Source organism: Pseudomonas extremorientalis (genome assembly GCF_024584605.1).
GTDB classification, from domain to species: domain Bacteria; phylum Pseudomonadota; class Gammaproteobacteria; order Pseudomonadales; family Pseudomonadaceae; genus Aquipseudomonas; species Aquipseudomonas extremorientalis.
The window spans coordinates 6,046,702-6,059,658 of record NZ_CP089519.1 but is presented as its reverse complement, the minus strand read 5'-3'; the positions used below and the strand labels follow the sequence as shown (position 1 = coordinate 6,059,658).

The 12,957-nt window shown below is 60.0% G+C and carries 12 protein-coding genes; 10 read left to right on the top strand and 2 right to left on the bottom strand.

Features of this window, described 5'->3' with window-relative positions:
- Positions 1–25 precede the first annotated feature (25 nt).
- From ssuE to LUU92_RS27540, 6 genes are all read left to right on the top strand, one after another.
- A complete protein-coding gene (ssuE, locus tag LUU92_RS27565) occupies positions 26–619 on the top strand; it encodes an NADPH-dependent FMN reductase (RefSeq protein WP_058426479.1) in 594 nt (197 codons plus the stop codon).
- Between the two features lie 95 nt (positions 620–714).
- Positions 715–1,683: a sulfonate ABC transporter substrate-binding protein gene (locus tag LUU92_RS27560; protein ID WP_071490434.1), complete on the top strand. Its 969-nt coding sequence runs from the start codon at positions 715–717 to the stop codon at positions 1,681–1,683.
- Between the two features lie 25 nt (positions 1,684–1,708).
- Positions 1,709–2,857, top strand: coding sequence for an FMNH2-dependent alkanesulfonate monooxygenase (gene ssuD, locus LUU92_RS27555; protein WP_257102914.1), 1,149 nt, complete (start codon positions 1,709–1,711; stop codon positions 2,855–2,857).
- A gap of 9 nt (positions 2,858–2,866) precedes the next feature.
- Positions 2,867–3,655, top strand: a complete 789-nt coding sequence (gene ssuC / locus LUU92_RS27550; protein WP_071490432.1) for an aliphatic sulfonate ABC transporter permease SsuC — start codon at positions 2,867–2,869, stop codon at positions 3,653–3,655.
- Positions 3,652–4,458, top strand: a complete 807-nt coding sequence (gene ssuB / locus LUU92_RS27545) for an aliphatic sulfonates ABC transporter ATP-binding protein (RefSeq protein WP_257102913.1) — start codon at positions 3,652–3,654, stop codon at positions 4,456–4,458. Before ssuC ends, ssuB begins: the two co-directional genes overlap by 4 nt.
- A gap of 28 nt (positions 4,459–4,486) precedes the next feature.
- The gene (locus LUU92_RS27540) at positions 4,487–4,702 is read left to right on the top strand and encodes a TOBE domain-containing protein (protein WP_003213899.1); all 216 of its coding nucleotides are present in this window, start codon (positions 4,487–4,489) and stop codon (positions 4,700–4,702) included.
- 114 nt (positions 4,703–4,816) lie between these two features.
- Here LUU92_RS27540 and LUU92_RS27535 read toward each other — a convergent pair whose 3' ends face one another.
- Positions 4,817–5,446, bottom strand: a complete 630-nt coding sequence (locus LUU92_RS27535) for a TetR/AcrR family transcriptional regulator (RefSeq protein ID WP_257102912.1) — start codon at positions 5,444–5,446, stop codon at positions 4,817–4,819.
- A 165-nt stretch (positions 5,447–5,611) separates the two neighbouring features.
- Positions 5,612–6,988 carry a glutamine synthetase family protein gene (locus tag LUU92_RS27530; RefSeq protein WP_003213894.1) on the bottom strand — a complete coding sequence of 459 codons (1,377 nt, stop codon included), beginning with the start codon at positions 6,986–6,988 and terminating at the stop codon, positions 5,612–5,614.
- A 598-nt stretch (positions 6,989–7,586) separates the two neighbouring features.
- On the opposite strand from LUU92_RS27530, the gene LUU92_RS27525 reads away from it, so the two are divergent.
- The 4 genes from LUU92_RS27525 to LUU92_RS27510 all read left to right on the top strand — a co-directional run bounded on the left by LUU92_RS27525 (position 7,587) and on the right by LUU92_RS27510 (position 12,906).
- Positions 7,587–8,945: a glutamine synthetase family protein gene (locus LUU92_RS27525; RefSeq protein WP_003176780.1), complete on the top strand. Its 1,359-nt coding sequence runs from the start codon at positions 7,587–7,589 to the stop codon at positions 8,943–8,945.
- Positions 8,946–9,003: 58 nt separating this feature from the next.
- Positions 9,004–10,368, top strand: coding sequence for an aspartate aminotransferase family protein (locus tag LUU92_RS27520; RefSeq protein ID WP_257102911.1), 1,365 nt, complete (start codon positions 9,004–9,006; stop codon positions 10,366–10,368).
- Positions 10,369–10,564: 196 nt separating this feature from the next.
- Positions 10,565–11,659, top strand: coding sequence for a polyamine ABC transporter substrate-binding protein (locus LUU92_RS27515; RefSeq protein WP_071490483.1), 1,095 nt, complete (start codon positions 10,565–10,567; stop codon positions 11,657–11,659).
- A 152-nt stretch (positions 11,660–11,811) separates the two neighbouring features.
- The gene (locus tag LUU92_RS27510) at positions 11,812–12,906 is read left to right on the top strand and encodes a polyamine ABC transporter substrate-binding protein (RefSeq protein ID WP_071490428.1); all 1,095 of its coding nucleotides are present in this window, start codon (positions 11,812–11,814) and stop codon (positions 12,904–12,906) included.
- Positions 12,907–12,957: the final 51 nt, after the last annotated feature.

The window sequence follows — 12,957 nt, the reverse complement described above, 5'->3', positions numbered from 1 at the left end:
CGACACCTGCTCAAGGAATTCCTGCATGTTGGTCGTAACACTTGGAGGCAGCCCCAGCCAGCGCTCCCGCTCCGGGGTATTGCTGGATAAAACCCGTCAGTGGTTGCAAGACAAAGGCGTAGAAGTGGTGAGTTACCAGATACGGGACTTCCCGGCTGAGGACCTGCTGCATGCGCGCTTCGACAGCCCCAAGGTCATCGACCTGTTGCAACAAGTGGCTAACGCTGACGGCCTGGTGATCGCTACGCCGGTGTACAAGGCCTCGTTCTCCGGCGCGCTGAAGACCGTGCTGGACCTGCTGCCCGAACGCGCCCTGGCCCACAAGATCGTGTTGCCGATGGCCACCGGCGGCAGCATCGCCCACATGCTGGCGGTGGACTATGCCTTGAAGCCGGTGCTGTCGGCGCTGAAGGCCCAGGAATTGCTCCACGGCATCTTTGCCGAAGACAGCCAGATCGCGTATGGCGAAGGCAGTGCCCAGGCGCAGTTGGTGCCAGTACTCGAACAGCGTTTGCACGAAGCCCTGGAAACACTGTACGGCGCCATGGCCCGTCGCCCGAAACCGCTGGACCCCCACGTGTTGAACGAACGTTTGTTGAGTGCTCGCTGGAGCATCTGAGCCTCACTGATATACCGAAACACTCACCTTACTCAGCCGCCAACGGCCAAGCAGGTGCAGCCAAAACCCCTAATCGCATTTTTGGAGAGAGCGCCATGCGCACTGTCATCTTGCGTCGTGGTCTGGTCGCACTGTTTGCTGCGGCTGTGTCCTTCGGCGCCATTGTTCAAGCTCAAGCGGCCGAGACCCTGCGGATCGGCTATCAGAAATACGGCACGTTGGTGCTGCTCAAGGCCAAGGGCACCCTGGAAAAACGCCTGGCGGCCCAGGGCGTTAATGTCCAGTGGACCGAGTTCCCTGGCGGCCCCCAGCTGCTTGAAGGCCTGAATGTCGGCTCCATCGACTTTGGCGTGACCGGCGAAACCCCGCCGGTGTTCGCCCAGGCTGCCGGTGCCGACCTGCTCTACGTGGCCTACGAACCACCGGCGCCGACCAGCGAAGCGATCCTGGTGCCGAAAGACTCACCGATCAAATCCGTGGCCGAGCTCAAGGGCAAGAAAATCGTGCTCAACAAAGGCTCCAACGTGCACTACCTGCTGGTGCGGGCCCTGGAAGATGCCGGCCTGAAATACACCGATGTGCAAACCGTATTCCTGCCGCCCGCCGATGCCCGTGCCGCTTTCGAGCGTGGCAGTGTGGACGCCTGGGTGATCTGGGACCCGTACCAGGCCGCCGCCGAGAAACAACTGCAGGCCCGCACCCTGCGTGACGGCACCGGCATCGCCGACAACCATCAGTTCTACCTGGCGACCAAACCGTATGCCGAACAACATCCGCAAGTGATCAAGGCGCTGGTGGAAGAAGTGCGCGCCGTGGGCGAATGGTCCAAGGCCAACCCCCAGGAAGTCACCGAACAAGTCGCACCGCTGCTCGGTCTGCCGGCTGACATCACCCTGACCTCGGTAAAACGCCAGGGCTACGGCGCGCTGTTCCTGACCCCGGAAGTGGTCGCCGCCCAGCAGAAAATCGCCGACAGCTTCTACCAACTCAAATTGATCCCCAAACCCTTGAGCATCAAGGACGTGATCTGGACGCCACCCGCCGCCGTTGCCAACGCGCCGTAATCCGACTTCTTCAGGAGACAACTCCATGAGCCTCAATATTTTCTGGTTCCTGCCTACCCACGGCGACGGCCATTACCTTGGCACTGCCGAAGGCGCTCGCGCCGTTGACCACGGTTATCTGCAGCAAGTGGCCCAGGCCGCCGATCGCCTGGGATTCGGTGGGGTGCTGATCCCGACCGGGCGCTCCTGCGAAGACTCGTGGCTGGTGGCCGCTTCGCTGATCCCGGTGACCCAGCGCTTGAAATTCCTTGTCGCGCTGCGCCCCGGGATCATTTCCCCGACGGTGGCTGCGCGTCAGGCCGCGACCCTGGATCGTCTGTCCGGTGGCCGTGCATTGTTCAACCTGGTGACCGGCGGCGATCCGGAAGAATTGGCCGGCGACGGCTTGTTCCTCAGCCATGAAGAGCGCTACCAGGCCTCGGTGGAATTCACCCGCATCTGGCGCCGTGTGCTGGAAGGCGAGACCGTGGATTACGACGGCGAACACATCAGCGTCAAAGGCGCCAAGCTGCTCTACCCGCCGATCCAGCAACCGCGTCCGCCACTGTACTTCGGCGGCTCCTCCGAAGCGGCCCAGGACCTGGCAGCCGAGCAGGTGGAAATGGTGTTGACCTGGGGTGAACCACCGGCCGCTGTCGCGGAAAAAATCGAACAGGTACTCGCCAAGGCCGCCAAGCTCGGGCGTACCGTGCGCTTTGGTATCCGCCTGCATGTGATCGTGCGTGAAACCAACGAAGAAGCATGGAAGGCCGCCGACAAACTGATCTCCCACCTGGATGACGACACCATCGCCCGTGCCCAGGCCTCTTTGGCACGCTTTGATTCTGTCGGCCAGCAACGCATGGCGGCGTTGCATGGCGGCAACCGCGACAACCTCGAAGTCAGTCCCAACCTGTGGGCCGGCGTTGGCCTGGTGCGTGGCGGTGCGGGGACGGCGCTGGTGGGCGATGGCCCGACCGTGGCGGCACGCGTCAAGGAGTACGCCGCGCTGGGTATCGACACGTTTATTTTCTCCGGTTATCCACACCTGGAAGAGTCGTATCGCGTTGCCGAATTGCTGTTCCCTCACTTGGATATCGAGCGACCCGAGCTGCCGAAAAGCGCCGGCTACGTCAGCCCGTTCGGCGAGATGGTCGCCAACGATATCCTTCCCAAAGCTGCGTCACAGAGCTGAGGCCGCCCCATGAGCTATGAAAAACTAAGCCACCGCGTGGCGCCCTGGGTACTGCCGGTGCTATTGCTCGCGGTGTGGCAGTTGTCGGTATCGGCGGGGTGGTTGTCGACCCGTATCCTGCCGGCGCCCAGTGCCGTGATTGCTGCCGGCGTGCATCTGGTCGCCAGCGGTGAGATCTGGACGCACCTGGCGATCAGTGGCTGGCGTGCCGGCCTGGGGTTTGTGATTGGTGGCAGCATCGGCCTGGTCCTGGGCTTTATCACTGGCTTGTCGAAGTGGGGCGAACGCCTGCTGGACAGTTCGGTGCAGATGATCCGCAACGTGCCGCACCTGGCGCTGATTCCGCTGGTGATCCTGTGGTTCGGCATTGATGAGACGGCGAAGATTTTCCTGGTTGCCCTCGGCACGCTGTTCCCGATCTACCTGAATACCTACCACGGCATCCGCAATGTCGACCCGGCGTTGGTGGAGATGTCGCGCAGCTACGGCTTGTCCGGGTTCAGCCTGTTCCGCCAGGTGATCCTGCCGGGTGCGCTGCCGTCGATCCTGGTCGGCGTGCGCTTTGCCCTGGGCTTCATGTGGCTGACGCTGATCGTGGCGGAAACCATCTCGGCCAGCTCCGGCATCGGCTACCTGGCGATGAACGCCCGTGAATTCCTGCAAACCGACGTGGTGGTGTTGGCCATCGTGATGTACGCCATCCTCGGCAAACTCGCCGATCTGGCTGCTCGTGGCCTGGAGCGTGTGTGGCTGCGCTGGCACCCGGCCTATCAAGTGAATAAAGGAGGTGCGGCATGACAGCTCAACAACCTCCGCGCCTGCTCAAGGGCATCCCCCTGGCGGTACGCAAGTTGCGCAAGGCCTTTGGCGCACGGGAAGTGCTCAAGGAGATCGACCTGCACATACCTGCCGGCCAATTCGTGGCGGTGGTCGGCCGCAGTGGCTGCGGCAAAAGTACCTTGCTGCGCCTGCTGGCCGGGCTGGACAAAGCCAGCGGCGGCGAGCTGCTGGCCGGTTCCGCACCGCTGAGCGAAGCGCTTGAAGACACGCGGTTGATGTTCCAGGAAGCGCGCCTGTTGCCATGGAAAAAGATCATCGACAACGTCGGCCTTGGCCTTAAAGGCGATTGGCGCCCCAAAGCGTTGGAAGCCCTGGAGGCGGTCGGCCTGGCTGAACGTGCCAACGAGTGGCCGGCGGCGCTGTCCGGTGGGCAGAAGCAACGCGTGGCCCTGGCCCGTGCGCTGATCCACCAACCGCGCCTGCTGTTGCTGGATGAGCCGCTGGGGGCGCTGGATGCCCTGACCCGCATCGAGATGCAGCAACTGATCGAAAACCTGTGGCAGAAGCATGGCTTCACCGTGTTGCTGGTAACCCACGATGTCAGCGAAGCCGTGGCAATTGCCGACCGCGTCATCCTGATCGAAGGCGGCGAAATCGGCCTCGACCTGATCGTCGACCTGCCACGCCCGCGTGCACGGGGCTCACATCGCCTGGCCGCGTTGGAAGCTGAAGTGCTCAACCGTGTGCTGTCGTTGCCCGGCTCGCCACCGGAACCCGAACCTGTTTCACCGCTGCCTACGCAATTGCGTTGGGCTCAATAACTCACTCGTCCCCTGAAGGAAGAACACCATGACTATTAAAGCCATCAACGTGCGTAACCAGTTCAAAGGCACCATCAAGGAAATCGTCGAAGGCGACGTGCTGTCGGAAATCGACGTGCAGACCGCGTCCGGCATCGTCACTTCCGTGATCACCACCCGCTCGGTCAAAGAGCTGGAGCTGGTGATTGGCAGCGAAGTGATTGCCTTCGTGAAATCCACCGAGGTGTCGATCGCCAAGTTGTGATCGCGCTTGAGACCGCCATCGGGGGCAAGCCCCCTCCCACATTTTGAATGTATTCACAAATCAAAGTGTGGGAGGGGGCTTGCCCCCGATGAGGCCGGCCCAGCCTCCACAAAATTAACGCTTGGGCAGGTAGGGCGGCAGGTACAGCCCTACATACGCATCAAACACCCGCATCCCTTCCTCCGCCATGCGCGGTGTGATCAGCCCATGCTGATGCACCGAGCGCGCATACACTCGGTCGCTCAGCTCCAACGCCAGGGCAAATACATCCACATCCTTCGGTAGCGTCGGCACTTCGAAGTGGCGGTTGAACACCGCGAGCATCAAATCTCCCAGCTCCAGATCATGCTGACGATCCGCCTGGGTCACTTCGGTCAGCCCATGCTGGGCCAGGATCAACTGGCGGGCGGCGGCGTCGTGCTCGTAGATGCTGAGCATGCGCTGTTCGACGATGCAGGACAGGTCGCGCCAATGCTTGAGTGAGTCGTGGTCGATGGGCGCCTGAATCGCCGCCCGGAAAGCGGCATGCACATCGGCGGTCAGAGCTTCCAACAGCGCCGGCACACTGGCGAAGAAGTGATACACCGACGACGGCGGAATCTGCGCCCGCTCGGCCACGCCGTAGATCGACAAACCCACCACGCCTTCGGCAGCCAGCAAGGTGCGGGCGGCGTCGAGGATCGCGTCGATCCGGGCCTGGCTGCGGGCGCGGGGTTTGCGAAGGGCGGCGGGGCGGGTGGTCATGGAAGTCTCCTACAAGGCAGCGGGCATTGTACGCAGAGCCTGAAGATGATCCATACCTGGGGCGAGGGCTTTTGTGGTGAGCGAGTTTGTTGTGGCGAGCAGGCTTGTTGTGGCGAGCGGGCGTGCCACAACAAGCCTGCTCACCACATTTACAGTCGCAACCGCTTACACGGTATGCAGGTACCAGTTGTACTCAAGGTCGGAGATGGAGTGTTCGAACTCTTCCAGCTCACTTTCCTTACAGGCGACGAAGATATCGATGTATTTAGGATCGATGTACTTGGCCATCACCTCGCTGTCGTCCAACTCGCGCAATGCATCGCGCAGGTTGTTCGGCAGGCTTTGCTCGTTTTGCTCGTAGCTGTTGCCTTCCACCGGTGCGCCAGGCTCGATCTTGTTGGTCAGGCCGTGGTGCACGCCTGCCAGGACCGAAGCCATCAGCAGGTAAGGGTTGGCGTCGGCGCCGGCCACGCGGTGTTCGATACGTACGGCATCGGACGAGCCGGTCGGTACGCGAATCGCCACGGTACGGTTGTCCAGGCCCCAGCACGGCGAGTTCGGCACGTAGAACTGTGCGCCGAAACGACGGTAGGAGTTGACGTTGGGGCACAGGAACGCCATCTGGGCGGGCAGGGTCTCGAGCACACCGCCGATCGCGTGACGCAATGCGGCGTTCTGCTCGGGATCCTCGCTGGCAAAAATGTTCTTGCCGTCTTTGTCCAGGATCGAGATGTGTACGTGCAAACCGTTGCCTGCCTGGCCCGGATACGGCTTGGCCATGAAGGTGGTGTCCATCTCATGGTCGTAGGCGATGTTCTTGATCAGGCGCTTGAGCAGTACCGCGTAGTCGCAAGCCTTGATCGGGTCGGCCACGTGGTGCAGGTTCACTTCGAACTGCGCCGGGGCACTTTCCTTGACGATGGCGTCGGCCGGGATGCCTTGTTCTTTCGCACCTTCCAGGATGTCCTGGAGGCAGTCGACATATTCGTCGAGGTCGTCGATCAGGTAGACCTGTGTCGAGTGCGGGCGTTTGCCGGAGATCGGCGAGCGGGGCGGTTGTGGGCGGCCGTTCACGTTCTCCTGGTCGATCAGGTAGAACTCAAGCTCGAAGGCGGCGCAGATGGTCAGACCGAGGTCGTCGAATTTGCTTACAACTTGGCGGAGCACTTCGCGCGGATCGGCGAAGAAAGGTTCACCTTCAAGTTCGTGCATGGTCATCAGCAGTTGCGCGGTGGGGCGCTTTTGCCAGGGTTCATTGCACAGGGTGTCGGGGATCGGATAACAGATTCGGTCAGCATCACCGATGTCCAGGCCCAGGCCGGTGCTTTCCACCGTAGAGCCGTTGATATCCAGGGCAAATAAAGAGGCAGGCAGGTTAATGCCCTTCTCGTAAACCTTGTGGAGGCTGGTGCGTTCGATGCGCTTGCCGCGCACCACACCATTCATATCCGCAATTAGAAGGTCTACGTACAGAACCTCAGGATGATCCTTAAGGAACGCGTTCGCTTCGTTAAGCTGAACGGCACGCGGGGGTACCGACATGATGCAACACCTTTGTTGTTAAAAATATCAATCATTGATCTTTTCTGGTTTCAGTCAACCCGAACGGCATGCCGAAGTCAAGCGAGGCCTTTTTTGCCCTAAAAAAGCGCCGTGAAGGCTTTTTTGGGGCTTTTTGGGGCGGTTTTTTGGGTTTGAGAGGCTTGGGACTCGCAGGCTTGAGCGGGCCGTGTTGTATTTTTTACGGGGGTGTTGTGTAAAAAAATGAACAAGGCTAAGCTCGATTCAAACCCATAACAGCAATAATACCGGGGTGCTTCATGTTTCACCTGCCGCCCAACGGCGTCTTGGCCTGCTTCAGCCAGGCTGTGTCATCCGTATTTTCCTCCCGCGTGATAGCGCGTCCCCCGGCCAATATTCTTGACGCCCGGTCTACCCTCTTTTTTGCTTCCTCATTTGTCAGAGAGCGGCGTGCGCCCTGCGTGCTGCTCAAGATTGCGCACAACTTTGGCGTGAGGAATGCAACGCAGCAGCAAATGGCAGGTAAGCTCCTACCCTGAACGAAAAAAACGACGCGGATGCTGCGTCAAACAACGCCTGGCCTTTAATGGATGCCAGGAAACCCAGCCCAGAGGCATTTATGAGTAACAACCTCGACCAGCTCACCGATTGGTTGAAAGACCACAAGATCACAGAAGTCGAATGCATGATTGGCGACCTCACTGGCATCACCCGGGGCAAGATCTCGCCGACCAACAAGTTCATTGCCGAAAAGGGCATGCGCCTGCCCGAAAGCGTTCTGCTGCAGACCGTGACCGGCGACTATGTCGAAGACGACATCTATTACGAATTGCTCGACCCGGCCGACATCGACATGATCTGCCGCCCCGACCAGAACGCCGTGTTCCTGGTGCCTTGGGCCATCGAGCCGACCGCCCAGGTGATCCACGACACCTACGACAAGCAAGGCAACCCGATCGAGCTGTCGCCGCGCAACGTGCTCAAGAAGGTCCTCAAGCTCTACGCCGACAAAGGCTGGCAGCCCATCGTGGCGCCGGAGATGGAGTTCTACCTGACCAAGCGCTGCGAAGACCCTGACTTCCCGCTGCAACCGCCGATTGGCCGTTCCGGCCGCCCGGAAACCGGTCGCCAGTCTTTCTCTATAGAAGCCGCCAACGAATTCGACCCGCTGTTCGAAGACGTCTACGACTGGTGCGAACTGCAGGAGCTGGACCTCGATACCCTGATCCACGAAGACGGCACGGCGCAGATGGAGATCAACTTCCGTCACGGCGATGCCCTGTCCCTGGCCGACCAGATCCTGGTGTTCAAGCGCACCATGCGCGAAGCCGCGCTCAAGCACGACGTGGCCGCCACCTTCATGGCCAAGCCGATGACCGGCGAGCCCGGTAGCGCGATGCACCTGCACCAGAGCATCATCGACATCGCCACCGGCAAGAACGTCTTCTCCAATGAAGACGGGACCATGAGCCAGCTGTTCCTCAACCACATTGGCGGCCTGCAGAAATTCATCCCTGAACTGCTGCCGCTGTTTGCCCCCAACGTGAACTCGTTCCGCCGCTTCCTGCCCGACACCTCGGCGCCGGTGAACGTGGAATGGGGCGAAGAAAATCGCACCGTCGGCCTGCGCGTTCCGGATGCCGGCCCGCAGAACCGCCGTGTGGAAAACCGCCTGCCGGGTGCCGACGCCAACCCGTACCTGGCGATTGCCGCCAGCCTGTTGTGCGGCTACATCGGCATGGTCGAAGGCCATAACCCGAGCGCGCCGGTGGTGGGCCGTGGTTACGAGCGGCGCAACCTGCGCCTGCCGTTGACCATCGAAGACGCCCTGGAGCGCATGGAAAACAGCAAGACCATCGAGAAATACCTGGGTCAGAAATTCATCACAGGCTACGTCGCGGTCAAGCGGGCCGAGCATGAAAACTTCAAGCGCGTGATCAGTTCGTGGGAGCGGGAATTCCTGCTCTTTGCCGTCTGATACGCCGGGCGCGCCCTTTGAACGGCGCGCCCTTTACTGAAAAGTCTAGGAGATTGGTATGTCCAGCAACAACCCGCAAACCCGTGAATGGCAAGCCTTGAGCAGCGATCACCACCTGGCGCCGTTCAGCGACTTCAAGCAATTGAAAGAGAAAGGCCCACGGATCATCACCAAAGCCCACGGCGTTTACCTGTGGGACAGCGAAGGCAACAAGATCCTCGACGGCATGGCCGGCCTGTGGTGCGTGGCGATCGGTTATGGCCGCGATGAACTGGCTGACGCCGCCGCCAGGCAAATGAAAGAACTGCCGTACTACAACCTGTTCTTCCAGACCGCTCACCCGCCAGTGCTGGAACTGGCCAAGGCCATTTCCGACATCGCACCGGCCGGCATGAACCACGTGTTCTTCACCGGTTCCGGCTCCGAAGGCAACGACACCATGTTGCGCATGGTTCGCCACTACTGGGCGATCAAGGGCCAGCCAAACAAGAAAACCATCATCAGCCGCAAGAATGGCTACCACGGTTCCACCGTGGCCGGCGCCAGCCTGGGCGGCATGACCTATATGCATGAGCAGGGCGACTTGCCGATCCCGGGCATCACCCACATCGCCCAGCCGTACTGGTTTGGCGAAGGCGGCGACATGAGCCCGGAAGAATTCGGCGTGTGGGCCGCCAACCAGTTGGAAGAAAAGATCCTGGAACTGGGCGTGGACAACGTCGGTGCCTTTATTGCCGAGCCGATCCAGGGTGCCGGTGGCGTGATCGTGCCGCCGGCCACCTACTGGCCGCGCATCAAGGAAATCCTCGCCAAATACGACATCCTGTTCATTGCCGACGAAGTCATCTGCGGTTTCGGTCGCACCGGTGAGTGGTTCGGTAGCGACTTCTACGACCTCAAGCCCCACATGATGACCATCGCCAAGGGCCTGACCTCGGGCTACATCCCCATGGGCGGCCTGATCGTGGGCGATGACGTGGTGGCGGTGCTCAACGAAGGTGGTGATTTCAACCACGGCTTCACCTACTCCGGTCACCCGGTGGCCGCTGCAGTGGCCCTGGAAAACATCCGAATCATGCGCGATGAAAAAATCGTTAACCGTGTGCATGATGAAACGGCACCGTATTTGCAGAAACGCCTGAGGGAGTTGGCGGATCATCCGCTGGTGGGCGAAGTGCGCGGCGTGGGCATGCTCGGTGCCATTGAACTGGTGCAGGACAAGGCCACCCGCAAGCGCTACGAAGGCAAGGGTGTCGGCATGATCTGCCGCACGTTCTGCTTCGAAAATGGCCTGATCATGCGCGCCGTGGGCGACACCATGATCATTTCGCCGCCGCTGGTGATCAGCAAGGCAGAAATCGACGAGCTGGTGACCAAGGCTCGGCAGTGCCTGGACCTGACTTTGGCGGCATTGCAGGGCTAAGTGCTAGGCTCAGAACGCAGTGGCTTTCGGGTGCTGCGTTCAGGGCAGTTATAAATGAGGCTTTGGTTGAAAGCCGGCCTCGGAACTTGCCAGACTGTCGCCCTGTTTTGTTGCCCTTTGGCTGGGCTACTCAACATTGAAAGCTTGTGGCCCAAAAAAGAAAAAATCGGAGCATCACCAAATGAAGGCATTAGGTTTGAAGAACGCTGGCAAGACCCTCCTCGCCTTGTCCCTGATGGGCGCAATGGCGGGCGCGGCCCAGGCAGACGATAAAGTGCTGCACGTCTACAACTGGTCCGACTACATTGCACCGGACACCATCGCCAACTTTGAAAAAGAGTCGGGCATCAAGGTGGTGTACGACGTTTTTGACAGCAACGAAACCCTGGAAGCCAAGTTGCTGGCAGGCAAGTCCGGTTACGACATCGTCGTGCCGTCGAACAACTTCCTCGCCAAGCAGATCAAGGCCGGTGTCTACCAGGAGCTGGACAAGTCCAAGCTGTCCAACTACGACAACCTGAACAAATCCCTGCTCAAGGCCGTATCGGTCAGCGACCCGGACAACAAGCACGCCTTCCCGTACATGTGGGGCTCGATCGGCATCGGCTACAACCCGGAGAAGGTCAAGGCCGCGCTGGGCGTGGACAAGATCGACTCGTGGGACGTGCTGCTCAAGCCTGAAAACATCGCCAAGCTCAAAAGCTGCGGCGTGAGCTTCCTCGATTCGCCAACCGAAATGCTGCCGATCGCGCTGCACTACCTGGGCCTGCCGACCGACAGCCAGAAGAAAGACGACCTCAAGCAAGCCGAAGCGCTGTTCCTGAAGATCCGTCCTTCGATCGGCTACTTCCACTCTTCCAAGTACATTTCCGACCTGGCCAACGGCAACATCTGCGTGGCCGTGGGTTACTCGGGTGACATCCAGCAGGCCAAGTCCCGCGCGGCCGAAGCCGGTGGCAAGGTCAAGGTGGCCTATGACATTCCGAAAGAGGGCGCTGGCAGCTTCTTCGACATGGTCGCCATCCCTAAAGATGCCGAGAACGTCGACGCGGCCTACAAGTTCATGAACTACCTGCTCAAGCCTGAAGTCATGGCGTCGATCACCAACAGCGTGCGTTTCCCGAACGGTAACGAGAAGGCCACCGCACTGGTCGACAAAGACATCACCAGCGACCCGGGCATCTACCCGCCAGCGGATGTGCAGGCCAAGCTCTACGCCATTGCCGACCTGCCGGCTGCGACCCAGCGTGAAATGACACGCAGCTGGACCAAGATCAAGTCCGGTAAGTAAGCGCTGAAACCGGTGGAGGGGCAGTTTGACTGCCCCTCTCACAAATTAAATAACAGAAAGTTTTGCCGGATCGGTTTATCGAGGGTAAGTTGCGCGCCGGTTTTGTTGCCGGGCAACAACTTTAAGGCCCAACTATTTAAGAGGACCTCCACTTGCCAATTTCTTTATTTCGCAAAGCCATGCTGGTGGGTGCAGGTATCACGCTGACGTTGAGCGTACAGGCCGCACCGACCGTGCATATTTATAACTGGTCGGATTACATCGGCGACGACACCCTGGCCAACTTCGAAAAGGCCAGCGGCATCAAGCCCGTGTATGACGTGTTTGACTCCAACGAAACCCTGGAAGGCAAGCTGCTGGCCGGGCGTACCGGCTACGACGTGGTGGTGCCGTCCAACCACTTCCTGGGCAAGCAGATCAAGGCCGGGGCATTCCAGAAGCTCGACAAGTCGTTGCTGACAAATTACGCCAACCTTGACCCGGCGCTGCTCAAGCGCCTGGAAAAGAACGACCCGGGCAACCAGTACGCCGTACCGTACCTGTGGGGCACCAATGGCATCGGCTACAACGTCGATAAAGTGAAGGAAGTGCTGGGCGTCGACCATATCGATTCCTGGGCCGTGCTGTTCGAGCCGGAAAACATGAAGAAACTGGCGACGTGCGGCGTGTCGTTCATGGACTCGGCGGACGAAATGCTGCCGGCAGTGCTCAACTACATGGGCCTGAACCCCAACAGCGAGAACCCTGAAGACTACAAGAAGGCCGAAGCCAAGCTGCTCAAAGTGCGACCCTACGTGACCTACTTCCATTCTTCCAAATACATCTCGGACCTGGCCAACGGCAACATCTGCGTGGCGGCCGGGTTCTCCGGCGATGTGTTCCAGGCCAAGGCTCGCGCAAGCGAAGCGGGCAAGGGCGTGAACATCGCCTACGCGATTCCGAAGGAAGGCGGCAACCTGTGGTTCGACGTGCTGGCCATCCCCAAGGATGCCACCAACGTCAAAGAAGCCCACGCCTTCATCAACTATTTGCTGCAACCTGAGGTGATCGCCCAGGTCAGTGATTACGTCGGTTACGCCAACCCTAACCCAGGGGCGGACAAACTGATGAAGCAATCGATACGCACGGACGAAGCGGTTTACCCACCGCAGGCGGTACTCGACAGGACCTTCGTCAACTTCGAGCTACCCCCGAAAGTGCAACGTTTGATGACCCGTAGCTGGACCAAGGTCAAGACGGGCAAGTAAGGCTCAAACTATCCAAGGTTCGCCCGCCTCGGGCGCACAGAAATTTTTGTT

Coding starts and splice junctions, on each gene's coding strand:
- LUU92_RS27525 (WP_003176780.1), top strand. CDS start 7,587: ATGAGTAACAACCTCGACCAGCTCACCGATTGGTTGAAAGACCACAAG.
- LUU92_RS27535 (WP_257102912.1), bottom strand. CDS start 5,446: ATGACCACCCGCCCCGCCGCCCTTCGCAAACCCCGCGCCCGCAGCCAG.
- LUU92_RS27540 (WP_003213899.1), top strand. CDS start 4,487: ATGACTATTAAAGCCATCAACGTGCGTAACCAGTTCAAAGGCACCATC.
- ssuD (WP_257102914.1), top strand. CDS start 1,709: ATGAGCCTCAATATTTTCTGGTTCCTGCCTACCCACGGCGACGGCCAT.
- LUU92_RS27560 (WP_071490434.1), top strand. CDS start 715: ATGCGCACTGTCATCTTGCGTCGTGGTCTGGTCGCACTGTTTGCTGCG.
- ssuE (WP_058426479.1), top strand. CDS start 26: ATGTTGGTCGTAACACTTGGAGGCAGCCCCAGCCAGCGCTCCCGCTCC.
- LUU92_RS27520 (WP_257102911.1), top strand. CDS start 9,004: ATGTCCAGCAACAACCCGCAAACCCGTGAATGGCAAGCCTTGAGCAGC.
- ssuB (WP_257102913.1), top strand. CDS start 3,652: ATGACAGCTCAACAACCTCCGCGCCTGCTCAAGGGCATCCCCCTGGCG.
- LUU92_RS27530 (WP_003213894.1), bottom strand. CDS start 6,988: ATGTCGGTACCCCCGCGTGCCGTTCAGCTTAACGAAGCGAACGCGTTC.
- ssuC (WP_071490432.1), top strand. CDS start 2,867: ATGAGCTATGAAAAACTAAGCCACCGCGTGGCGCCCTGGGTACTGCCG.